Origin of the sequence: Pseudomonas gingeri (assembly GCF_013385425.1) — a bacterium.
In the GTDB taxonomy this organism is placed as follows: domain Bacteria; phylum Pseudomonadota; class Gammaproteobacteria; order Pseudomonadales; family Pseudomonadaceae; genus Aquipseudomonas; species Aquipseudomonas gingeri_D.
The window spans coordinates 296,142-310,633 of sequence record NZ_JACAQA010000003.1 but is presented as its reverse complement, the minus strand read 5'-3'; the positions used below and the strand labels follow the sequence as shown (position 1 = coordinate 310,633).

The window sequence follows — 14,492 nt, the reverse complement described above, 5'->3', positions numbered from 1 at the left end:
GGCAGAATCCTACAAGGTAGGTGGCAAATGCCTGATTTGCCCTGTTTATTTGTTCGGATCCAGCCCTTCGGCTTCCGCAGCCTCTTCGACTGCCTCGGCCCGTTGTTTGCCCTTGGTCTTCAACTCGCTGACGATCACCGCCGCGACAATCAACGCCGCCCCCAGCAGCGCAATCCCCGGCAGGCGCTCACCGGCCAGACGCCCGGCAATCCCCGCCCAGACCGGTTCCCCGGCATAGATCAAGGTGGCACGGGTCGGCGAAACACTCTTCTGCGCCCAGTTCATCGCCACCTGAATCGCCGCACTGGCGGCCCCGAGGCCGACGGCACTGGCCAACAACAACCAGGAAAACTCCGGCAACGCCTCCTGGGTCGGCACGATCATCAGAAACGCCAGGATCGACGCCGTGGCCAACTGCACCACGGTCACCCGCCGTACATCGACCTTGCCGGCATAGTTGCTGATCAGGATGATTTCGGCGGCAATCGCGATGGCGCTGATCACCGTGGCGATCTCCCCGGAGCTGAAATTCAGCTTCGCGCCATTGGGCCCGGACAACAGCATCAAACCGGTAAACGCCAGCATGATCCCGACACTCGGCATCAGCCCCGGACGCTTGCCCAGCACCAGCCATTGCAGCAGCGGCACAAAAGGCACGTACAACGCGGTAATAAATGCCGACTGGCTGCTGGGAATACTTTGCAGGCCCACGGTTTGCAGACCGTAGCCGAGCATGATTGCGGTGCCGATAAAGAATCCCGCCTTCAGCTCGAAAGCCGTAATGCCCCGCAGGCTGCGGGCCGAGAACAAGGCGACGATGCACGCCGCCGCGGCAAAGCGCAGTCCGACGAAAAACATCGGGCCGCTGACGGTCATGGCGTTCTGCACCAGCAGAAAGGTACCGCCCCAGACCATGGTGATCAGGATCAGCACGCACTCGGCCTTGCTGAACCGCAGGGTCGAGGCAAACGAGGTGTTGGGGTTCGCCGCAGTCATGGCCTTGCACACTATTCGGGTGAGACGCACAATGCGCCGAAGCTGGGCAGTATACTGCGCAAACCAACCAAGTGAGCAATATAGTGCACAAAGAAACTTCGCAACGGGCTTCGGTGTTGCAACACGTCAGCTTGAACGTGCGTCGACTGCGCCATGAGGCTCAGTTGAGTCAGACCGCGTTGTCGGAAAAGTCCGGGGTCAGCCGCCGTATGCTGGTGGCGATCGAGGCAGGGGAGAAGAATGTCAGCCTGACCACCTTGGACCGGGTGGCCGAGGCGTTGGGTGTGGCTTTCAGCGATCTGATCCAGGCGCCGGATGTCCGCGACCCGAGTCGGATCAACGAGGTGGCCTGGGCCGGGGTGATTCCGGGGAGCAAGGCGGTGTTGCTGGCCAAGGCCATGGCCAGTCGCGAAGTCGAACTCTGGGAGTGGCGCCTGGAGCCGGGGGAGCGTTATGACTCGGAGCCGGACTGCGATGGCTGGAGTGAGCAGATCTATGTCTTCGAAGGTTGCCTGACGGTGGTGCTCGGGGAGCAGCCGCGGTTGGTAGCGGCGGGGGAGTTCTTTATGTTTCCCAGCAACCAGCCCCACGGCTATCGCAACGATGGTGATGTGGCGACGCGCTTTATCCGCAACGTTGTATTGTAGGCGCGTGGCTTGCCCGCGAAGCTTTTGGCGGCCTCAAGGGCCTCTTCGCTGGCAAGCCAGGCTCCTACAGGTTCGCGGTGTTCTTAAATTTCCATCTCCATCTGCCCCAATACCAACTGTTGCCAGGGCAACAGTGTCTGGACAGTTTGCTGTTTTACAGCTGCGATCAATTCTAGGTTTTTATTTTAAATGACTGAAAAATATAGATTTTAATTTCAGGCACGACTCCTGCTATGTCCTTGTCATGCGTTTTGCATTTTCAAGGACTCGGGAGTCGGTCTATGACAACTGTCGCCAAACCTGCTTACACCGCCCATATCATCCGTTCGGATGAAGAGGCCATTGCCGCGGCCAGAACCCTCGCAGCGCGTTTTGCCGTCGAAGCCGGCGTACGCGACCGCGAGCGACGCCTGCCCGCCGCCGAACTCGATGAATTCGCCGCCAGCGGCCTGTGGGGCATCACCGTTCCCAAAGCCTATGGCGGTGCCGGTGTTTCCTATGTGACGGTGGCGCAAGTCATCAAGATCATTTCCGCTGCCGACTCGTCCCTTGGCCAGATCCCGCAGAACCACCTCGGTGTGCTGGACATCCTCCTGCAAACCGCCAGCGAGGAACAAAAGCATTACTACTTCGCCAAGGTGCTGCAAGGCTATCGCTTCGGCAATGCCTTCTCCGAAGCCAAGAGCAAGAATGCCGGCACCTTCAACACCGGTATCCGTTTCGACGGCGACACCGCACATATCGACGGTGAGAAGTTCTACTGCACCGGCGCCTTGTTCGCCCATATCGTCCCGGTGGTCGGGCTCGACGAGGCCGGTAATGCGCAGATCGCCTTTGTCGAGCAGGGCACCGCGGGTCTGACTATCGTCGATAACTGGGACGGCTTCGGCCAACGCACCACCGCCAGCGGCAATGCGCTGTTCAACGACGTGAAGGTACCGCGCAGCAGCGTGATTCCAGCCCACCAGGCCTTCGACCGGCCCACCGCCAACGGCCCGATTTCCCAGATCATCCAGGCGGCGGTCGACACCGGTATTGCCGTCGGTGCCCTCGAAGAAGCCAAGCGTCATGCCCGTCAAGCGCGGCCGTGGATCGACAGCCAGCAGGAACATGGCTGGCAGGACCCGTTCACCCAGGCTGCCATCGGCGATCTTGAATGGCGGGTACACGGCACCGAAGCCATCCTGGAAAAGGCCGGCCTGGCAGTCGACCACGCCCTGGCGCAGCCCAGCGAAGACAGTGTTGCCCTGGCCTCCGTGGTGGTGGCCCAGGCCAAGGTGCTGTCCGCCGAAATCGCGTTGCTGGCCAGCAGCAAGATTTTCGAACTGGCCGGCACCCGTTCGGTACTGGCCAGGCACAACCTTGATCGCCATTGGCGTAACGCCCGCACCCACACCCTGCATGACCCGGCGCGCTGGAAATATCACCTGATCGGCAACTACCTGCTCAACGGCGTCAAGCCGGCCCGACATGCCTGGAACTAGGAGCCCACGATGAACGCATTGACTCATCCCGCCAGCCACCAGCCCGCCCTGGCCCGGGTGGCGAGCGACCTGCATAACGCCCGCCAATCCCTGGAACGGACCCTCGGCGTTGCGCGCGCCCATGCCCAACTGGCCAACGATCACCAGGTCATCGGCAAGTTCGGCGACCTGCAGATTCGCATCGAGGTGGCGGCGGCGCTCCTGGAGCGCGCCGAACGCATTGCCGCCGGCAACCAGGACGAGGCCGAAAAGACCATTGCCGTCGCCGAAGCCAGTATTGCCATCGCCGAAGCCCTGGCGCAGGTCGGCCAGGTTGAACAGGAACTGACCGGCCAACGCCCCGAGTGGTCGCCCAGCCATGATCCGCTCCAGGATCCGTTGCATCTCAAATACCGATTGATCGGTGACTTGCGCCTCAATGGCGTGGTTCCGCCGAGTGCCAGGAGTGCTGTCGATGTCCCGTGAAATCCGCCTCAATGCCTTCGACATGAACTGCGTCGGCCATCAGTCGCCCGGACTGTGGGCTCACCCGCGTGACCGTTCCTGGCAATACAAGGACCTGGAGTACTGGACCGACCTGGCGAAGATCCTTGAGCGTGGCAAGTTCGACGGCCTGTTTATCGCCGATGTGCTGGGCATCTATGACGTTTATAACGGCAATGGCGATGCGGCGATTCGCCAGGCGGCCCAGGTGCCGGTGAACGACCCGTTGCAGTTGATTCCGCCCATGGCGCTGGTGACCGAGCACCTGGGGTTCGGCCTCACGGCTTCGCTGTCCTTCGAGCATCCGTATCCCTTTGCCCGACGTCTTTCCACCCTCGATCACCTGACCAAGGGGCGCGCCGGCTGGAACATCGTCACTTCGTATCTGGAAAGCGGTGCGAAGAACCTCGGCCAGCGTGCCCAGACCGAACATGACGCCCGTTACGACTATGCCGAGGAGTATCTGGAGGTCTGCTACAAACTCTGGGAAGGCAGTTGGGAAGACGGCGCGATCCTGCGCGACCGGGCGCGCAAGGTGTTCAGCGACCCGAGCAGGATCCACGAGATCCAGCATGTCGGCAAACACTTCCAGGTGCCGGGTATTCACCTGTGCGAGCCGTCGCCGCAACGTACCCCGGTGCTCTACCAGGCCGGCGCGTCCAGCCGTGGCAAGCAGTTCGCCGCCGAGCATGCCGAGTGCGTGTTTGTCGCCGCGCCGTCCAAGGTGCTGCTGAAAAAGGTCGTGGCCGATATCCGTCGGCGCGCGGCCGAGGCGGGTCGGGACCCGAAAAGCATCCTGATCTTCAACCTGCAGACGGTGATCCTTGGCGAGACCGATGCCAAGGCCAAGGCCAAGTTCGAGGAATACAAATCCTATGTCAGCTACGAGGGCGCCATGGCACTGATCTCGGGCTGGACCGGGATCGACTTCAGCCAGTTCAAGCCCGATGAGCCGCTGCGGCATGTGCACACCAATGCCATCCAGTCGGCGGTGGAGACCTTTTCCACGGCGGACCCGAACCGGATCTGGACGCCCAATGAACTGGCTGACTGGGTCGGGATCGGTGGGTTTGGGCCGCTGTTTGTCGGCAGCCCGGAAACCGTGGCGGATCTGCTGCAGGAGTGGGTTGAAGAGACCGATGTCGACGGTTTCAACCTGGCCTATGCGCTGACCCACGAGACCTTTGTCGACGCGGTGGACTTGCTGGTGCCGGAGTTGCAGAAGCGTGGTGTGTACAAGACCGAGTATGCCCCGGGGACCTTGCGCGAGAAGCTGTTCGGCGCGGGGCCGAAGCTGGCGGATATCCATCCGGGGGCGGGGTATAGGGATCTGGCGGCGTTGCGGGAGAAGAGCCTGCGTTCGGCCTGATTACCGACCGAAAAACCTGTATTTCACAATCGCCAGCGGACCACCGCACGCCAAACGACTGAACGAGGTTCCGCCATGAGCGTGCATGAACTGAAACGTCCGCCCGTCATCCATCCGCCGCACCCTGAAACGGTTTCGATCTTTACGGGTGCTCTTGAGCAGCTGCGCCACTGGGCCCAGGTCAGCCCGTTGCAGAGCGCCTTGCGCCACAAGCGCCACGGGCAATGGCACAGCTGGCGCTGGATCGATGCCTTGCGCGAAGTCGAGCGTTTGGCCGATGGCCTGCGCCAACAAGGCTTCACTGCCGACTCGCGCCTGGCCGTCAGCGGCGCCCAGGAACCGAACCTGTTGCTGCTGGCACTGGCCGCCCATTCCATCGGTGGCCTGGTCTTCAGCCTGGCCTCGGACCTGAACGCAGAAGCCCTCGACCAAGCGTTCTGGCGCCTGCACCCCAGCCACGGCTTTGTCGACAGTCGCCAGCAACTGCTCAATTGGCTAGCTGCCGGCGATTCAAGTGCCGCCCCAGCAGTGCTGATCGCCAATCAGCTGCCGGGACGCCAGCCGGGTTCGCCGAGGCAAAACGTGCTCGCCTTCGCCAGCCTCGGTGGCGACAACCAGGAGCCGCGTCCGCTGGTGCGGTGGCGTGCAACAGGCGCCCAACCTCAGCTATGGAGTGAAGAAGATACCCAATGGCGGGGCGGCTTGAGCGTGGTCCTGGAGCAATGGCTGAACACCGGCCACAGCCTGGCCTTCCCGGAAAGCCGCGACAGCGCCAGCCGTGATCGACGGGAACTCGCGCCGTCCGGCCTGCTGCTGTCAGCGGAGCGCCTGCAAGTGCTGGCCGACGAAATCGAACAACGCTTGGCTCCTCCGGGCAGTTGGCGCCGGCGCCTGTGCGAATGGTCACTGGCCCATCCCGAACGACTCGTGGCCCGCCTGCTCAAGCAGCGTGTGCGGCGCCTGCTGGGCTTTCAGCGCCTGCAATACATCTGGCAACCGGCGACGCCATCGAAAGTCCCGGCGGCCTTCAATCAATGGCGGGTCGATGCCCCAGGACGGAAAAGCGCATGAGTACGCTCGAACCTATTTTGCAAGTACGTGACGTGTCGCTGTCGTTCAAGGGCGTGAAGGCCATCAATGCACTGTCATTCGACGTGCCGCGCGGCGAGATCTGCGCCCTGATCGGGCCCAACGGCGCGGGCAAGAGCTCGTTGCTCAACCTGTTGAACGGGGTCTACCGCTTCGACAGCGGTGAGATCGTCTTCGAGCAGCAGCGCTTTCACCGTATCGATCCCCTGGACGCGGCCCGTCGCGGCATTGGCCGGACCTTTCAGAACAATGCGCTGTTCAAGAAGATGAGCGTGATCGACAACCTCCTGACCGGGCTGTCGCGGCATATGCGCAGCCACTTTCTCGAACAGGCCCTGGGCCTGTCCCGGGCGCGTCGGGAGGCCGAGGCCTTTCGCCTCAAGGCCCAACACATTCTCCAGTTGCTTGAACTCCAGGCCGTGCGCGATGTGCCGGTGGGCACCTTGTCCTATGGCCGGCAAAAACGCGTGGAGCTGGGCAGGGCATTGATCGCCGGTCCCACGCTATTGCTGCTGGACGAGCCCATGGCCGGTATGAACGCCGAAGAAAAACAGGAAATGGCGCGGTTTATCGCCGACGTCAATCGCGACCTCGGTACCACCGTGGTGCTGATCGAACATGACATGGGGGTGGTGATGGGTTTGTCCGATCATGTGGTGGTGCTCGACTACGGGCGCAAGGTCGGCGACGGCACGCCGGCCGAAGTGCAGGGCAATCCCGAAGTGATCGCGGCCTACCTGGGAGCGGTGCACTGATGGCGTTTTTTCTCGAAACCCTGATCGGCGGATTACTCGCCGGGACCCTGTATTCGCTGGTCGCCATCGGCTTCGTGCTGATCTACAAGGCCAGCGGCGTGTTCAATTTTGCCCAGGGCTCGATGCTGCTGTTTGCCGCGCTGACCTTTGTCAGTCTTCACGACCAAGGCGTGCCGTTCGCCCTGGCGTTGCTGCTGACGGTCGGAGTGATGGTGATCGGCGCGCTGCTGATCGAGCGCCTGGTATTGCGGCCGCTGGTCAACCGTTCGCAGATCACCCTGTTCATGGCGACCCTGGGCCTGTCGTTCATTATCGAAGGCCTGGCACAAGGGCTGATGGGCTCCCAGGTCCGTGCGTTGGACCTGGGCATCCACGACGTACCGCTGTTTGTCCACGGGATGATGCTCAGCCAGTTCGACCTGATTGCCGCCGCTGCCGCCGTGGTCCTGGTGGTGGTCCTGGCGCTGCTGTTCAACAAGACCCGGATCGGCGTGTCGCTGCGGGCGGTGGCCGACGACACCACGGCGGCACTGTCCATCGGCATCAACCTCAATCGCATCTGGCAGATCGTCTGGGCGGTGGCCGGCTGTGTCGGTCTGGTGGCGGGCCTGCTCTGGGGCGCACGCCAGGGGGTGCAGTTTTCCCTGTCGCTGGTGGTGCTCAAGGCCTTGCCGGTGCTGATCATCGGCGGCTTCACCTCGATCGGCGGGGCGATTGTCGGCGGGTTGATCGTCGGCGCCTCCGAGAACCTCGCCGAAGTCTATATCGGGCCGCTGATCGGCGGCGGCATCACGCCCTGGTTCGCCTATGTCCTGGCGCTGGCCTTCCTGTATATCCGCCCGGCCGGCCTGTTCGGCGAGCGGGCCATTGAGCGAGTCTGAAGCATGTCCGTTCCCGTAATGAGTGAAACCGCACCCTGGGTGCTGATCGAGCGGCGCCTGCCATGGTCGTTGCTCGGCCTGCTGGTGCTGGCATTTGGCGTTGTGCCGCTGGTGGGCAACGATTATTGGCTGAGCGCGATCCTGATCCCGTTCCTGGTGCTGTCCCTGGCGGGGCTGGGGCTCAACCTGCTGACCGGCTACACCGGGCAGACCTCGGTCGGCGCGGCGGGTTTCATGGCAGTGGGGGCCTTTGCCACCTACGGCTTTCTGCTGCGCCTGCCGGAACTGGGCCTGCCCGTGGCGCTGCTGGGTGGTGGCATTATCAGTGGCCTGGTGGGCTTGCTGTTCGGCCTGCCCAGTTCGCGGATCAAGGGCTTCTACCTGATGGTCACCACCCTGGCCGCGCAGTTTTTCCTCGAGTGGTTGTTCGTCAAGTTTCCCTGGTTCTACAACTACGGATCGTCCGGGACCATTTCCGCACCGAGTCTGTCGTTGCTCGGGCATGACCTGAACACCCCGGTGGGCCGCTACCTGCTGACCCTGGTCACGGTGCTGCTGCTGACCTGGGTCGCGCGCAACCTGGTGAACAGCCAGACCGGGCGCAACTGGATGGCGATCCGCGATATGGACACGGCCGCGGCGGTGATCGGTATTCCGGTGGCGCGCTACAAGCGCCTGGCATTTGCCGTCAGTTCGTTCTACCTGGGCATCGCCGGGGCGCTGTGGGCGTTCGCCTACCTGGGCACCGCGAGCGCCGGCAGTTTCGATATCAATCGGTCGTTCCAGATCCTCTTCATCATCATTATCGGCGGCATGGGCAGCATCGCCGGCAACTTCGTCGGCGCGGCCTTTATCTGCCTGCTGCCGATCCTCCTCAGCCATCTCGGGCAGGCCTTGCTCGGTGGCGCGGTGGATGCCGGGCAGTTGCAGAACCTGCAAAAAATCATCTTTGGCGTGCTGATCATCCTGTTCCTGATCAAGGAGCCGGAAGGGCTGATCCGCCTGCTGAGCAACACCCGCGAACGGCTCCGGCACTGGCCGTTGCGCTTCTGACTTCCGATTTCCCATCCCTGGAGAACGATTCCACCATGCGTGCACTTTTCAAACGTTCACTGACGGCTACGGCCCTGGCCCTGACGGTTCTCGGCACTGCGGCGCCGATGGCCCAGGCCTCGTCCGACCAGCAATTCTTCCCCCTGGCCACCTACCGGGTCGGCGCCTATGCCTCCAGCGGCGTGCAGGTCTGGGCCGGGATGATCGACTACCTCAACTACATCAACGAGGTGGAAGGCGGGATCAACGGCGTCAAGCTGGTCTGGCAGGAGTGTGAAACCGAATGGACGGCGGAGAAGGGCATCGAGTGCTACGAGCGCTTCAAGAATGGATTGGATGGCGCGCCGGTGGCGGTCTATCAGCCTAACGGCGCGCCGGCGGCCTACGCCCTGAGCGAGCGCGCGGAAGTCGACAAGATACCGTTGATCACCCTCGGTTACGGGCGCACCGAGGCCACCGACGGCAAGGTCTTCCCCTATAACTTCCCGGTGATGCTGACCTTCTACAGCGAAGCCTCAACCCTGGTGAATTACATAGCCCAGCGCGAAGGCGGCTTCGACAAGCTCAAGGGCAAGAAGATCGCCACCGTCTACCATGACTCGGCCTATGGCCGTGAAACCCTCGGGCCGCTGAAACTGCTGGCGGAAAAATACGGCTTCGAGAATATCCAGATTCCAGTAGCTGATCCGGGCAACGAACAGTCGGCGCAATGGCGGCAGATTCGCCAGCTCAATCCGGACTGGGTGTTCCTGCGGACCTGGGGTGTATCGACGCCGGTAGCGGTCAAGACCGCCGCGCGCTTTGGCTTCCCGGTGGACCATATCGTCGGTGATATCTGGGCCAGTTCCAGCGAAGATGTGTTGCCGGCGGGTGCGGCGGCCAAGGGTTATCTGGCGTTGACGCCTTACCCGGCGGGCGCGGACTTCGAGATCCACAAGCGCCTCAAGCAACACATCCTCGACAAGGGCAAGAGCGACCTCAAGGACCTGAACAACTTCGGCAGCGTCTACTACAACTCCGGGCTGGTGAACGCGGCGATTGCGGTGGAAGCCATTCGCACCGGGCAGGCCAAGTTCGGCAAGCGGCCGCTGCATGGCGAAGAAGGGCGTTGGGGCCTGGAGCATCTGGATATCGATGATGCGCGACTCAAGGCCATGGGCTTCTACGGCCTGATGCAGAACCTGAAACTGTCCTGCAGCGACCATGAAGGCGGCGGTTCGGCGCGGGTCCAGCAATGGGACGGTAGCCACTGGAGCCTGGTCAGCGACTGGATCGCGGCGGATCGGGCGCTGTTGCGGCCGTTGATCGACGAGAAGTCGGCAGCCTTTGCGGCGGAAAAGCACCTGACTCCGCGCACCTGCGCGGCGGGCGAGTAAGCCATGGGCCGGCCCGCGCTTGAAGCGAGCGGTGCGCCGCTGTTGCAGGTCTCGGACATCGAGGTGATCTATGACCGGACGATCCTGGCGGTGTCCGGGGTTTCCCTGAGTGTGCCCAAAGGCGGCATTGTCGCCTTGCTCGGGGCCAACGGTGCCGGCAAAAGCACCACCCTCAAGGCGATCTCCGGGCTGGTGCGGGCCGAACGGGCGCAGGTCACGCGCGGCAGCATCCACTTCCAGGGGCATGACAGCCTGGCGGTCGACCCGAGCCAGCGTGTGCGTGACGGCCTGGTGCACGTGCTGGAGGGGCGACATGTATTCGGGCAACTGACGGTGGAGGACAACCTGCGCAGCGGTGGGTTTGTCCGCGGGCTGAGTCGACGGCAGATGCTGGAAGACCTGGAGCGGGTCTATGCCTGGTTCCCGCGCCTGAAAACCAAGCGCAAAACCCAGGCCGGGCTGACCTCGGGAGGCGAGCAGCAGATGGTCGCCATTGGCCGGGCCTTGATGACACGACCGACTTTAGTCTTGCTCGACGAGCCATCCATGGGCCTGGCGCCTATTATCGTTCAGGAAATCTACGAGATCGTGGCTCAGCTCAATCGTGAGCAGCAGGTCAGCTTCCTGATTGCCGAGCAAAACATTAATGTAGCGCTCAAATACGCGACCCAGGCCCATGTGCTCGACACCGGCCGGGTGGTGCTCAGCGGTACGGCGGATGAATTGCTGGCCAGGGGCGACCTGCACGACTTCTACCTGGGCAAGCACTGACAAGAGAGTGAAGAATGAGTGGAACCCTGAGCGGACAGGCGACAGACGCCATCCCGGCTGCTGATGTGTTGATTATCGGCGGGGGCTTGAGCGGCGCGATGCTGGCGGTGCAGTTACTGCGCCTGGAAGGCCGGCGGCGGATCCTGATCGTCGAGCCGCGTGCCGAATTGGGACGGGGTGAGGCCTACAGCGCCACGGAGCTGGGGCATACGTTGAACGGTAACGCGGCGCGGATGAGCGTCGACCCGGACAATGCCGATGACCTGACGCAGTGGTTGCAGGCTTATATAGCGGACGGTGGTTGGCCTGAGTCGGATCAACAGCATGTTCCGGTCAGCGAGCTGTTCATGCCCCGGGGGATCTTTGGCCTTTACGTCCAGCAGCGCCTGGCCGAAGCCCGGGAGCAGGGGGCGGCCTGGGGATCGACGGCCGAGCATGTGCGGGGCGAAGTGGTCGATCTGCAAAGCGACAGTGATGGGGTACTGCTGATGCTGGCTGATGGTCGGCAATTGCAAGGTACCAGCGCGGTGCTGGCGACCGGCATGTTCCCTGCGGCGCGTACCCGGCAGAAACAGTCCAGCGGCTTGAATGCGGCGGCGGTTGACCCTTGGGATGTGGCGACCATGTCGCGGCTTGATCCTCAAGGGCCGGTGCTGATCATCGGCTCCGGCCTGACCATGGTCGATGCCGTAGTCTCGCTGGAACAGGCCGGGCATCGTGGGCCGATCCGGGTGATTTCTCGGCACGGGCTGTTGCCTCATGTGCGGCGTCAGCCGCCGAGCTGGGTGGATTTCCTGGCGGCTGATCACAGTATTCGCAGCCCACGGCAGTTGCTGCGCGAGGTGCGTCGCCAATGCACCTTGGCGTTGGAGACCGGGATTGACTGGCAGGCGCCGTTGGACACGGTGCGGGCGCATATCGGTCGGCTCTGGAGCCAGGCCAGCGATGTGCAGCGTCGGCAGTTCGTGCGGCATGTGCGGCCCTGGTGGGAGAGTCATCACCACCGTTCGCCACCCTTGAGTGCCGAGTTGGTGGAGCGGTTATATAAAGAAGGGCGGCTGACCATCGAGGCGGCGTCACTCAAGGGCCTGGACGAGCCACGGGATGGGCAGGTGAGTATTTTCGTCCGGCCAAGGGGGGAGACGCAGACACATACAGTTACGGGCGCGGCGTTGATCAACTCCACGGGTATTGAATATGACTGGCGCCGGGTGGATCGCCCATTGCCCCAGCAATTGCTGGCACGACGATTGGTTCGGCCAGGGCCGCTGGCGTTGGGTATCGCGGCGGATGTCGGTGGCGCTGTGGTGGATGCCGAGGGCAATATCTCCACCCGCTTGTTCGCTATGGGCCCGCCGTTGCGGGGCATGTGGTGGGAGAGCACGGCGGTGACGGATGTGGCCAGCCAGGCGAAGGCACTGGCGGTGCGTCTGGCGCAATTGAGCGCCTCGGAGAAAGACCGAAGCTGACCTAAAAATTATTAGAATTCAGGGGGTTGCCAGTGTCATTCAACTAGGACATAATGCGCGCCATCAGCAGGGACGGCAACGTAACCAACGCTGAAGAATCAAGGAGTTGCGGCAAGCCAGTCTTGCAAGGGCGCTCGATTCGACCTGAGGCCGAGTAGCAAAATGGTTATGCAGTGGATTGCAAATCCATCTACGCCGGTTCGATTCCGACCTCGGCCTCCACCTTCAAAGCCCCGTAAATCAACGATTTACGGGGCTTTTTTAATGCCCATTATTTGGCAATCGCTTCCGCAACTATAGCCATCGCTTCCGCAACTCGACGTCATTTCGTTGGATTGACGATCTCGCCAACCCGACGATAGACCTTTTTCGTCATCTCTTCGGTCGAGTGGCCAAGCAACCTGCAACTCTTCAGGCACTCTGAGGACGTCACGCTCATAATAATAAGGTTGAACAAAAAAGCCCGGCGCTGGGCCGGGCTTCAAGGGCGTTGCGCATTCAACGCTATTGGAAATTTTTCGTGATTGCTCGCTTACCTATTGCTGCCTCAATATTGCAATAAGTACGCTTATCGGCGGCGCAGAGAAGATACCTCCCATCCCTTAGCTGCATCGAAAAGGTCAGCTCGATCTCATCACCAGCCAGCATCACGCCGGCCATGGCTCCAATCGGGCCGAGAGCCAACGCTCCAGCCAGCCCCAGACCAACAGCACTCGATACGTCCCGGTACGAGGCCTCACTGATAATCCTGATGTCGAGTATTTCGGAGGTGGCAATCTTAAGTCCAGGCCACGGATACACAGCAGTTTGTATAGTTATGAAGCCGGGCTCAAGTATTGCAAATCCCTCAAGGAAATCCCCCGCCAGGATTTTTATTTTTGCCATGCGGTGTCCTCCTTGTATCAACTGCTATGAAATTGAACGCTTAGCGGGACGGGGCGTCAATGGCCTGTGGGTAATGGTCCTCAATGACCCGACAAATGGATGAGAACGAAAAGCCCGGCGCTTGGTCGGGCTGAAATCGATTGGCTCTTGCTAAACCACACGTAGTCGCCCAGGGCCGCTCCATCCTCCAGCAACGCGGCGTTGATGCTTCGGTGACTATCAAGGCCAACAGTGAGGTCGGGGTAATCGACTGGTTTGTGATGACCCCGCAATGCCCCTACCAACTTCCTACACCAATGAAACATTTGTTAGTTGTCCCGCGCCGCTATGGCATGGACCATGGTCCATGGTAAACGCCAATCACGCTACTTCAGCACGAGGAAAATGGCTTCCATGCTTCAGAAGAAACGCTCGCCGCAGCACACGGTCATTCACTGTCTGGGCAGGCTTAGCCTGCGCACAGCGGGTGCCGTCGCAATCACCCTCGCTACCTTGGGTGGCGCACAAGCGGCTACGTCCACCACCGATACCATCAAGGCATTCAAACTCTGCACTGGCGCGGATAACAACTCCCACGTACTGGAAGGGACCATCGACCAGCACATGCGCAACGACGTGACCGCCATTCACTTCAAGCAAACCCCGGCGCATGCCTCCTTTGATTGGCACAAGGACCCGGAGCCTCAGTACGTCATTACATTGTCCGGTACCCTGGCGTTCGTGACCAAAACCGGTGAGAAATTCACCCTGCATCCGGGTGAAGTACTGGTCGCCGAAGACAATACCGGCTCGGGGCATCGCTGGAATCTGGTCGACGATCAACCCTGGCGGCGTGGGTATGTGGTCCTGAAGCCGGGGGCGCCGGATTCGTTTATCCCGAACGATCCGGTTGCTGCGAAAGTATGTAAAGCGCCTTAAGAATGCTGTCCTGCGCACCGCTGTAGCGTGCCACTGGCCCGGCAATCAACTGCCGGGCCAGCTCATCATTTGTCATGCGGCCAAGACCCAGACCCTCTGCAACCTCTTTGGATAGAGGTGATTCCGCTTATGGGGACTTCATTGACGGGGAGGATCGCATTTACCTCGCACGATTTCATCTATCTTCTGAACACTTTCCATTAGTGCATCAAAAAACTTGCTCATTAATATGTTCTCACTGTTTTATGGCGCTTGAAAAATATTTTCGCCGCATTCTACTACGTTGATTTGACCGTAAGATAATTCTCCTTTTGTT

The 14,492-nt window shown here is 61.5% G+C and carries 13 protein-coding genes, 1 tRNA gene and 2 pseudogenes; 13 read left to right on the top strand and 3 right to left on the bottom strand.

Features of this window, described 5'->3' with window-relative positions:
- Positions 1–45 precede the first annotated feature (45 nt).
- Positions 46–1,085, bottom strand: a pseudogene (locus HX830_RS04045) (DMT family transporter).
- Here HX830_RS04045 and HX830_RS04040 point away from each other — a divergent pair.
- From HX830_RS04040 to HX830_RS03985, 12 genes are all read left to right on the top strand, one after another.
- Positions 1,080–1,643, top strand: coding sequence for a helix-turn-helix domain-containing protein (locus tag HX830_RS04040; RefSeq protein ID WP_103499610.1), 564 nt, complete (start codon positions 1,080–1,082; stop codon positions 1,641–1,643). The pseudogene HX830_RS04045 and the gene HX830_RS04040 sit on opposite strands and share 6 nt — an antisense overlap.
- Positions 1,644–1,924: 281 nt before the next feature.
- On the top strand, positions 1,925–3,127 hold the full coding sequence (locus tag HX830_RS04035; protein WP_177099039.1) for an SfnB family sulfur acquisition oxidoreductase: 1,203 nt from the start codon (positions 1,925–1,927) through the stop codon (positions 3,125–3,127).
- 9 nt (positions 3,128–3,136) lie between these two features.
- The gene (locus HX830_RS04030; protein ID WP_177099038.1) at positions 3,137–3,592 is read left to right on the top strand and encodes a hypothetical protein; all 456 of its coding nucleotides are present in this window, start codon (positions 3,137–3,139) and stop codon (positions 3,590–3,592) included.
- A complete protein-coding gene (locus tag HX830_RS04025; protein ID WP_177099037.1) occupies positions 3,582–4,979 on the top strand; it encodes an LLM class flavin-dependent oxidoreductase in 1,398 nt (465 codons plus the stop codon). The genes HX830_RS04030 and HX830_RS04025 overlap by 11 nt, the downstream gene beginning before the upstream one ends.
- A gap of 75 nt (positions 4,980–5,054) precedes the next feature.
- Positions 5,055–6,050, top strand: a complete 996-nt coding sequence (locus HX830_RS04020; RefSeq protein ID WP_177099036.1) for an acyl-CoA synthetase — start codon at positions 5,055–5,057, stop codon at positions 6,048–6,050.
- Entirely contained in the window at positions 6,047–6,823 is a 777-nt protein-coding gene (locus HX830_RS04015; RefSeq protein ID WP_177099035.1) for an ABC transporter ATP-binding protein, read from the top strand. The genes HX830_RS04020 and HX830_RS04015 overlap by 4 nt, the downstream gene beginning before the upstream one ends.
- The gene (locus tag HX830_RS04010) at positions 6,823–7,704 is read left to right on the top strand and encodes a branched-chain amino acid ABC transporter permease (RefSeq protein ID WP_177099034.1); all 882 of its coding nucleotides are present in this window, start codon (positions 6,823–6,825) and stop codon (positions 7,702–7,704) included. Before HX830_RS04015 ends, HX830_RS04010 begins: the two co-directional genes overlap by 1 nt.
- Positions 7,705–7,707: 3 nt before the next feature.
- Positions 7,708–8,757, top strand: coding sequence for a branched-chain amino acid ABC transporter permease (locus tag HX830_RS04005; RefSeq protein WP_177099033.1), 1,050 nt, complete (start codon positions 7,708–7,710; stop codon positions 8,755–8,757).
- Positions 8,758–8,792: 35 nt separating this feature from the next.
- On the top strand, positions 8,793–10,133 hold the full coding sequence (locus HX830_RS04000) for an ABC transporter substrate-binding protein (RefSeq protein ID WP_177099032.1): 1,341 nt from the start codon (positions 8,793–8,795) through the stop codon (positions 10,131–10,133).
- 3 nt (positions 10,134–10,136) lie between these two features.
- A complete protein-coding gene (locus tag HX830_RS03995; RefSeq protein ID WP_103494300.1) occupies positions 10,137–10,904 on the top strand; it encodes an ABC transporter ATP-binding protein in 768 nt (255 codons plus the stop codon).
- A 14-nt stretch (positions 10,905–10,918) separates the two neighbouring features.
- Positions 10,919–12,373 carry an FAD/NAD(P)-binding protein gene (locus HX830_RS03990; protein WP_177099031.1) on the top strand — a complete coding sequence of 485 codons (1,455 nt, stop codon included), beginning with the start codon at positions 10,919–10,921 and terminating at the stop codon, positions 12,371–12,373.
- A gap of 148 nt (positions 12,374–12,521) precedes the next feature.
- Positions 12,522–12,595: transfer RNA gene (locus tag HX830_RS03985), tRNA-Cys, on the top strand.
- Positions 12,596–12,695: 100 nt separating this feature from the next.
- Here HX830_RS03985 and HX830_RS32385 read toward each other — a convergent pair.
- Positions 12,696–12,776: pseudogene (locus HX830_RS32385) on the bottom strand (tyrosine-type recombinase/integrase); the annotation flags it as partial.
- Positions 12,777–12,877: 101 nt separating this feature from the next.
- Positions 12,878–13,258 (bottom strand): hypothetical protein, encoded by a 381-nt coding sequence (locus HX830_RS03980; protein ID WP_152739211.1) that lies wholly within the window; start codon positions 13,256–13,258, stop codon positions 12,878–12,880.
- Positions 13,259–13,651: 393 nt separating this feature from the next.
- Here HX830_RS03980 and HX830_RS03975 point away from each other — a divergent pair, with 393 nt between their 5' ends.
- Positions 13,652–14,176, top strand: coding sequence for a hypothetical protein (locus tag HX830_RS03975; protein WP_152739205.1), 525 nt, complete (start codon positions 13,652–13,654; stop codon positions 14,174–14,176).
- Positions 14,177–14,492 lie beyond the last annotated feature (316 nt).

Excerpts from the sequence above, each read along its gene's own strand:
- HX830_RS04025 (WP_177099037.1), top strand. The coding sequence starts at position 3,582 with ATGTCCCGTGAAATCCGCCTCAATGCCTTCGACATGAACTGCGTCGGC.
- HX830_RS04010 (WP_177099034.1), top strand. The coding sequence starts at position 6,823 with ATGGCGTTTTTTCTCGAAACCCTGATCGGCGGATTACTCGCCGGGACC.
- HX830_RS04005 (WP_177099033.1), top strand. The coding sequence starts at position 7,708 with ATGTCCGTTCCCGTAATGAGTGAAACCGCACCCTGGGTGCTGATCGAG.
- HX830_RS04020 (WP_177099036.1), top strand. The coding sequence starts at position 5,055 with ATGAGCGTGCATGAACTGAAACGTCCGCCCGTCATCCATCCGCCGCAC.
- HX830_RS04000 (WP_177099032.1), top strand. The coding sequence starts at position 8,793 with ATGCGTGCACTTTTCAAACGTTCACTGACGGCTACGGCCCTGGCCCTG.
- HX830_RS03990 (WP_177099031.1), top strand. The coding sequence starts at position 10,919 with ATGAGTGGAACCCTGAGCGGACAGGCGACAGACGCCATCCCGGCTGCT.
- HX830_RS04035 (WP_177099039.1), top strand. The coding sequence starts at position 1,925 with ATGACAACTGTCGCCAAACCTGCTTACACCGCCCATATCATCCGTTCG.
- HX830_RS03995 (WP_103494300.1), top strand. The coding sequence starts at position 10,137 with ATGGGCCGGCCCGCGCTTGAAGCGAGCGGTGCGCCGCTGTTGCAGGTC.
- HX830_RS03975 (WP_152739205.1), top strand. The coding sequence starts at position 13,652 with ATGCTTCAGAAGAAACGCTCGCCGCAGCACACGGTCATTCACTGTCTG.
- HX830_RS04015 (WP_177099035.1), top strand. The coding sequence starts at position 6,047 with ATGAGTACGCTCGAACCTATTTTGCAAGTACGTGACGTGTCGCTGTCG.
- HX830_RS04030 (WP_177099038.1), top strand. The coding sequence starts at position 3,137 with ATGAACGCATTGACTCATCCCGCCAGCCACCAGCCCGCCCTGGCCCGG.
- HX830_RS03980 (WP_152739211.1), bottom strand. The coding sequence starts at position 13,258 with ATGGCAAAAATAAAAATCCTGGCGGGGGATTTCCTTGAGGGATTTGCA.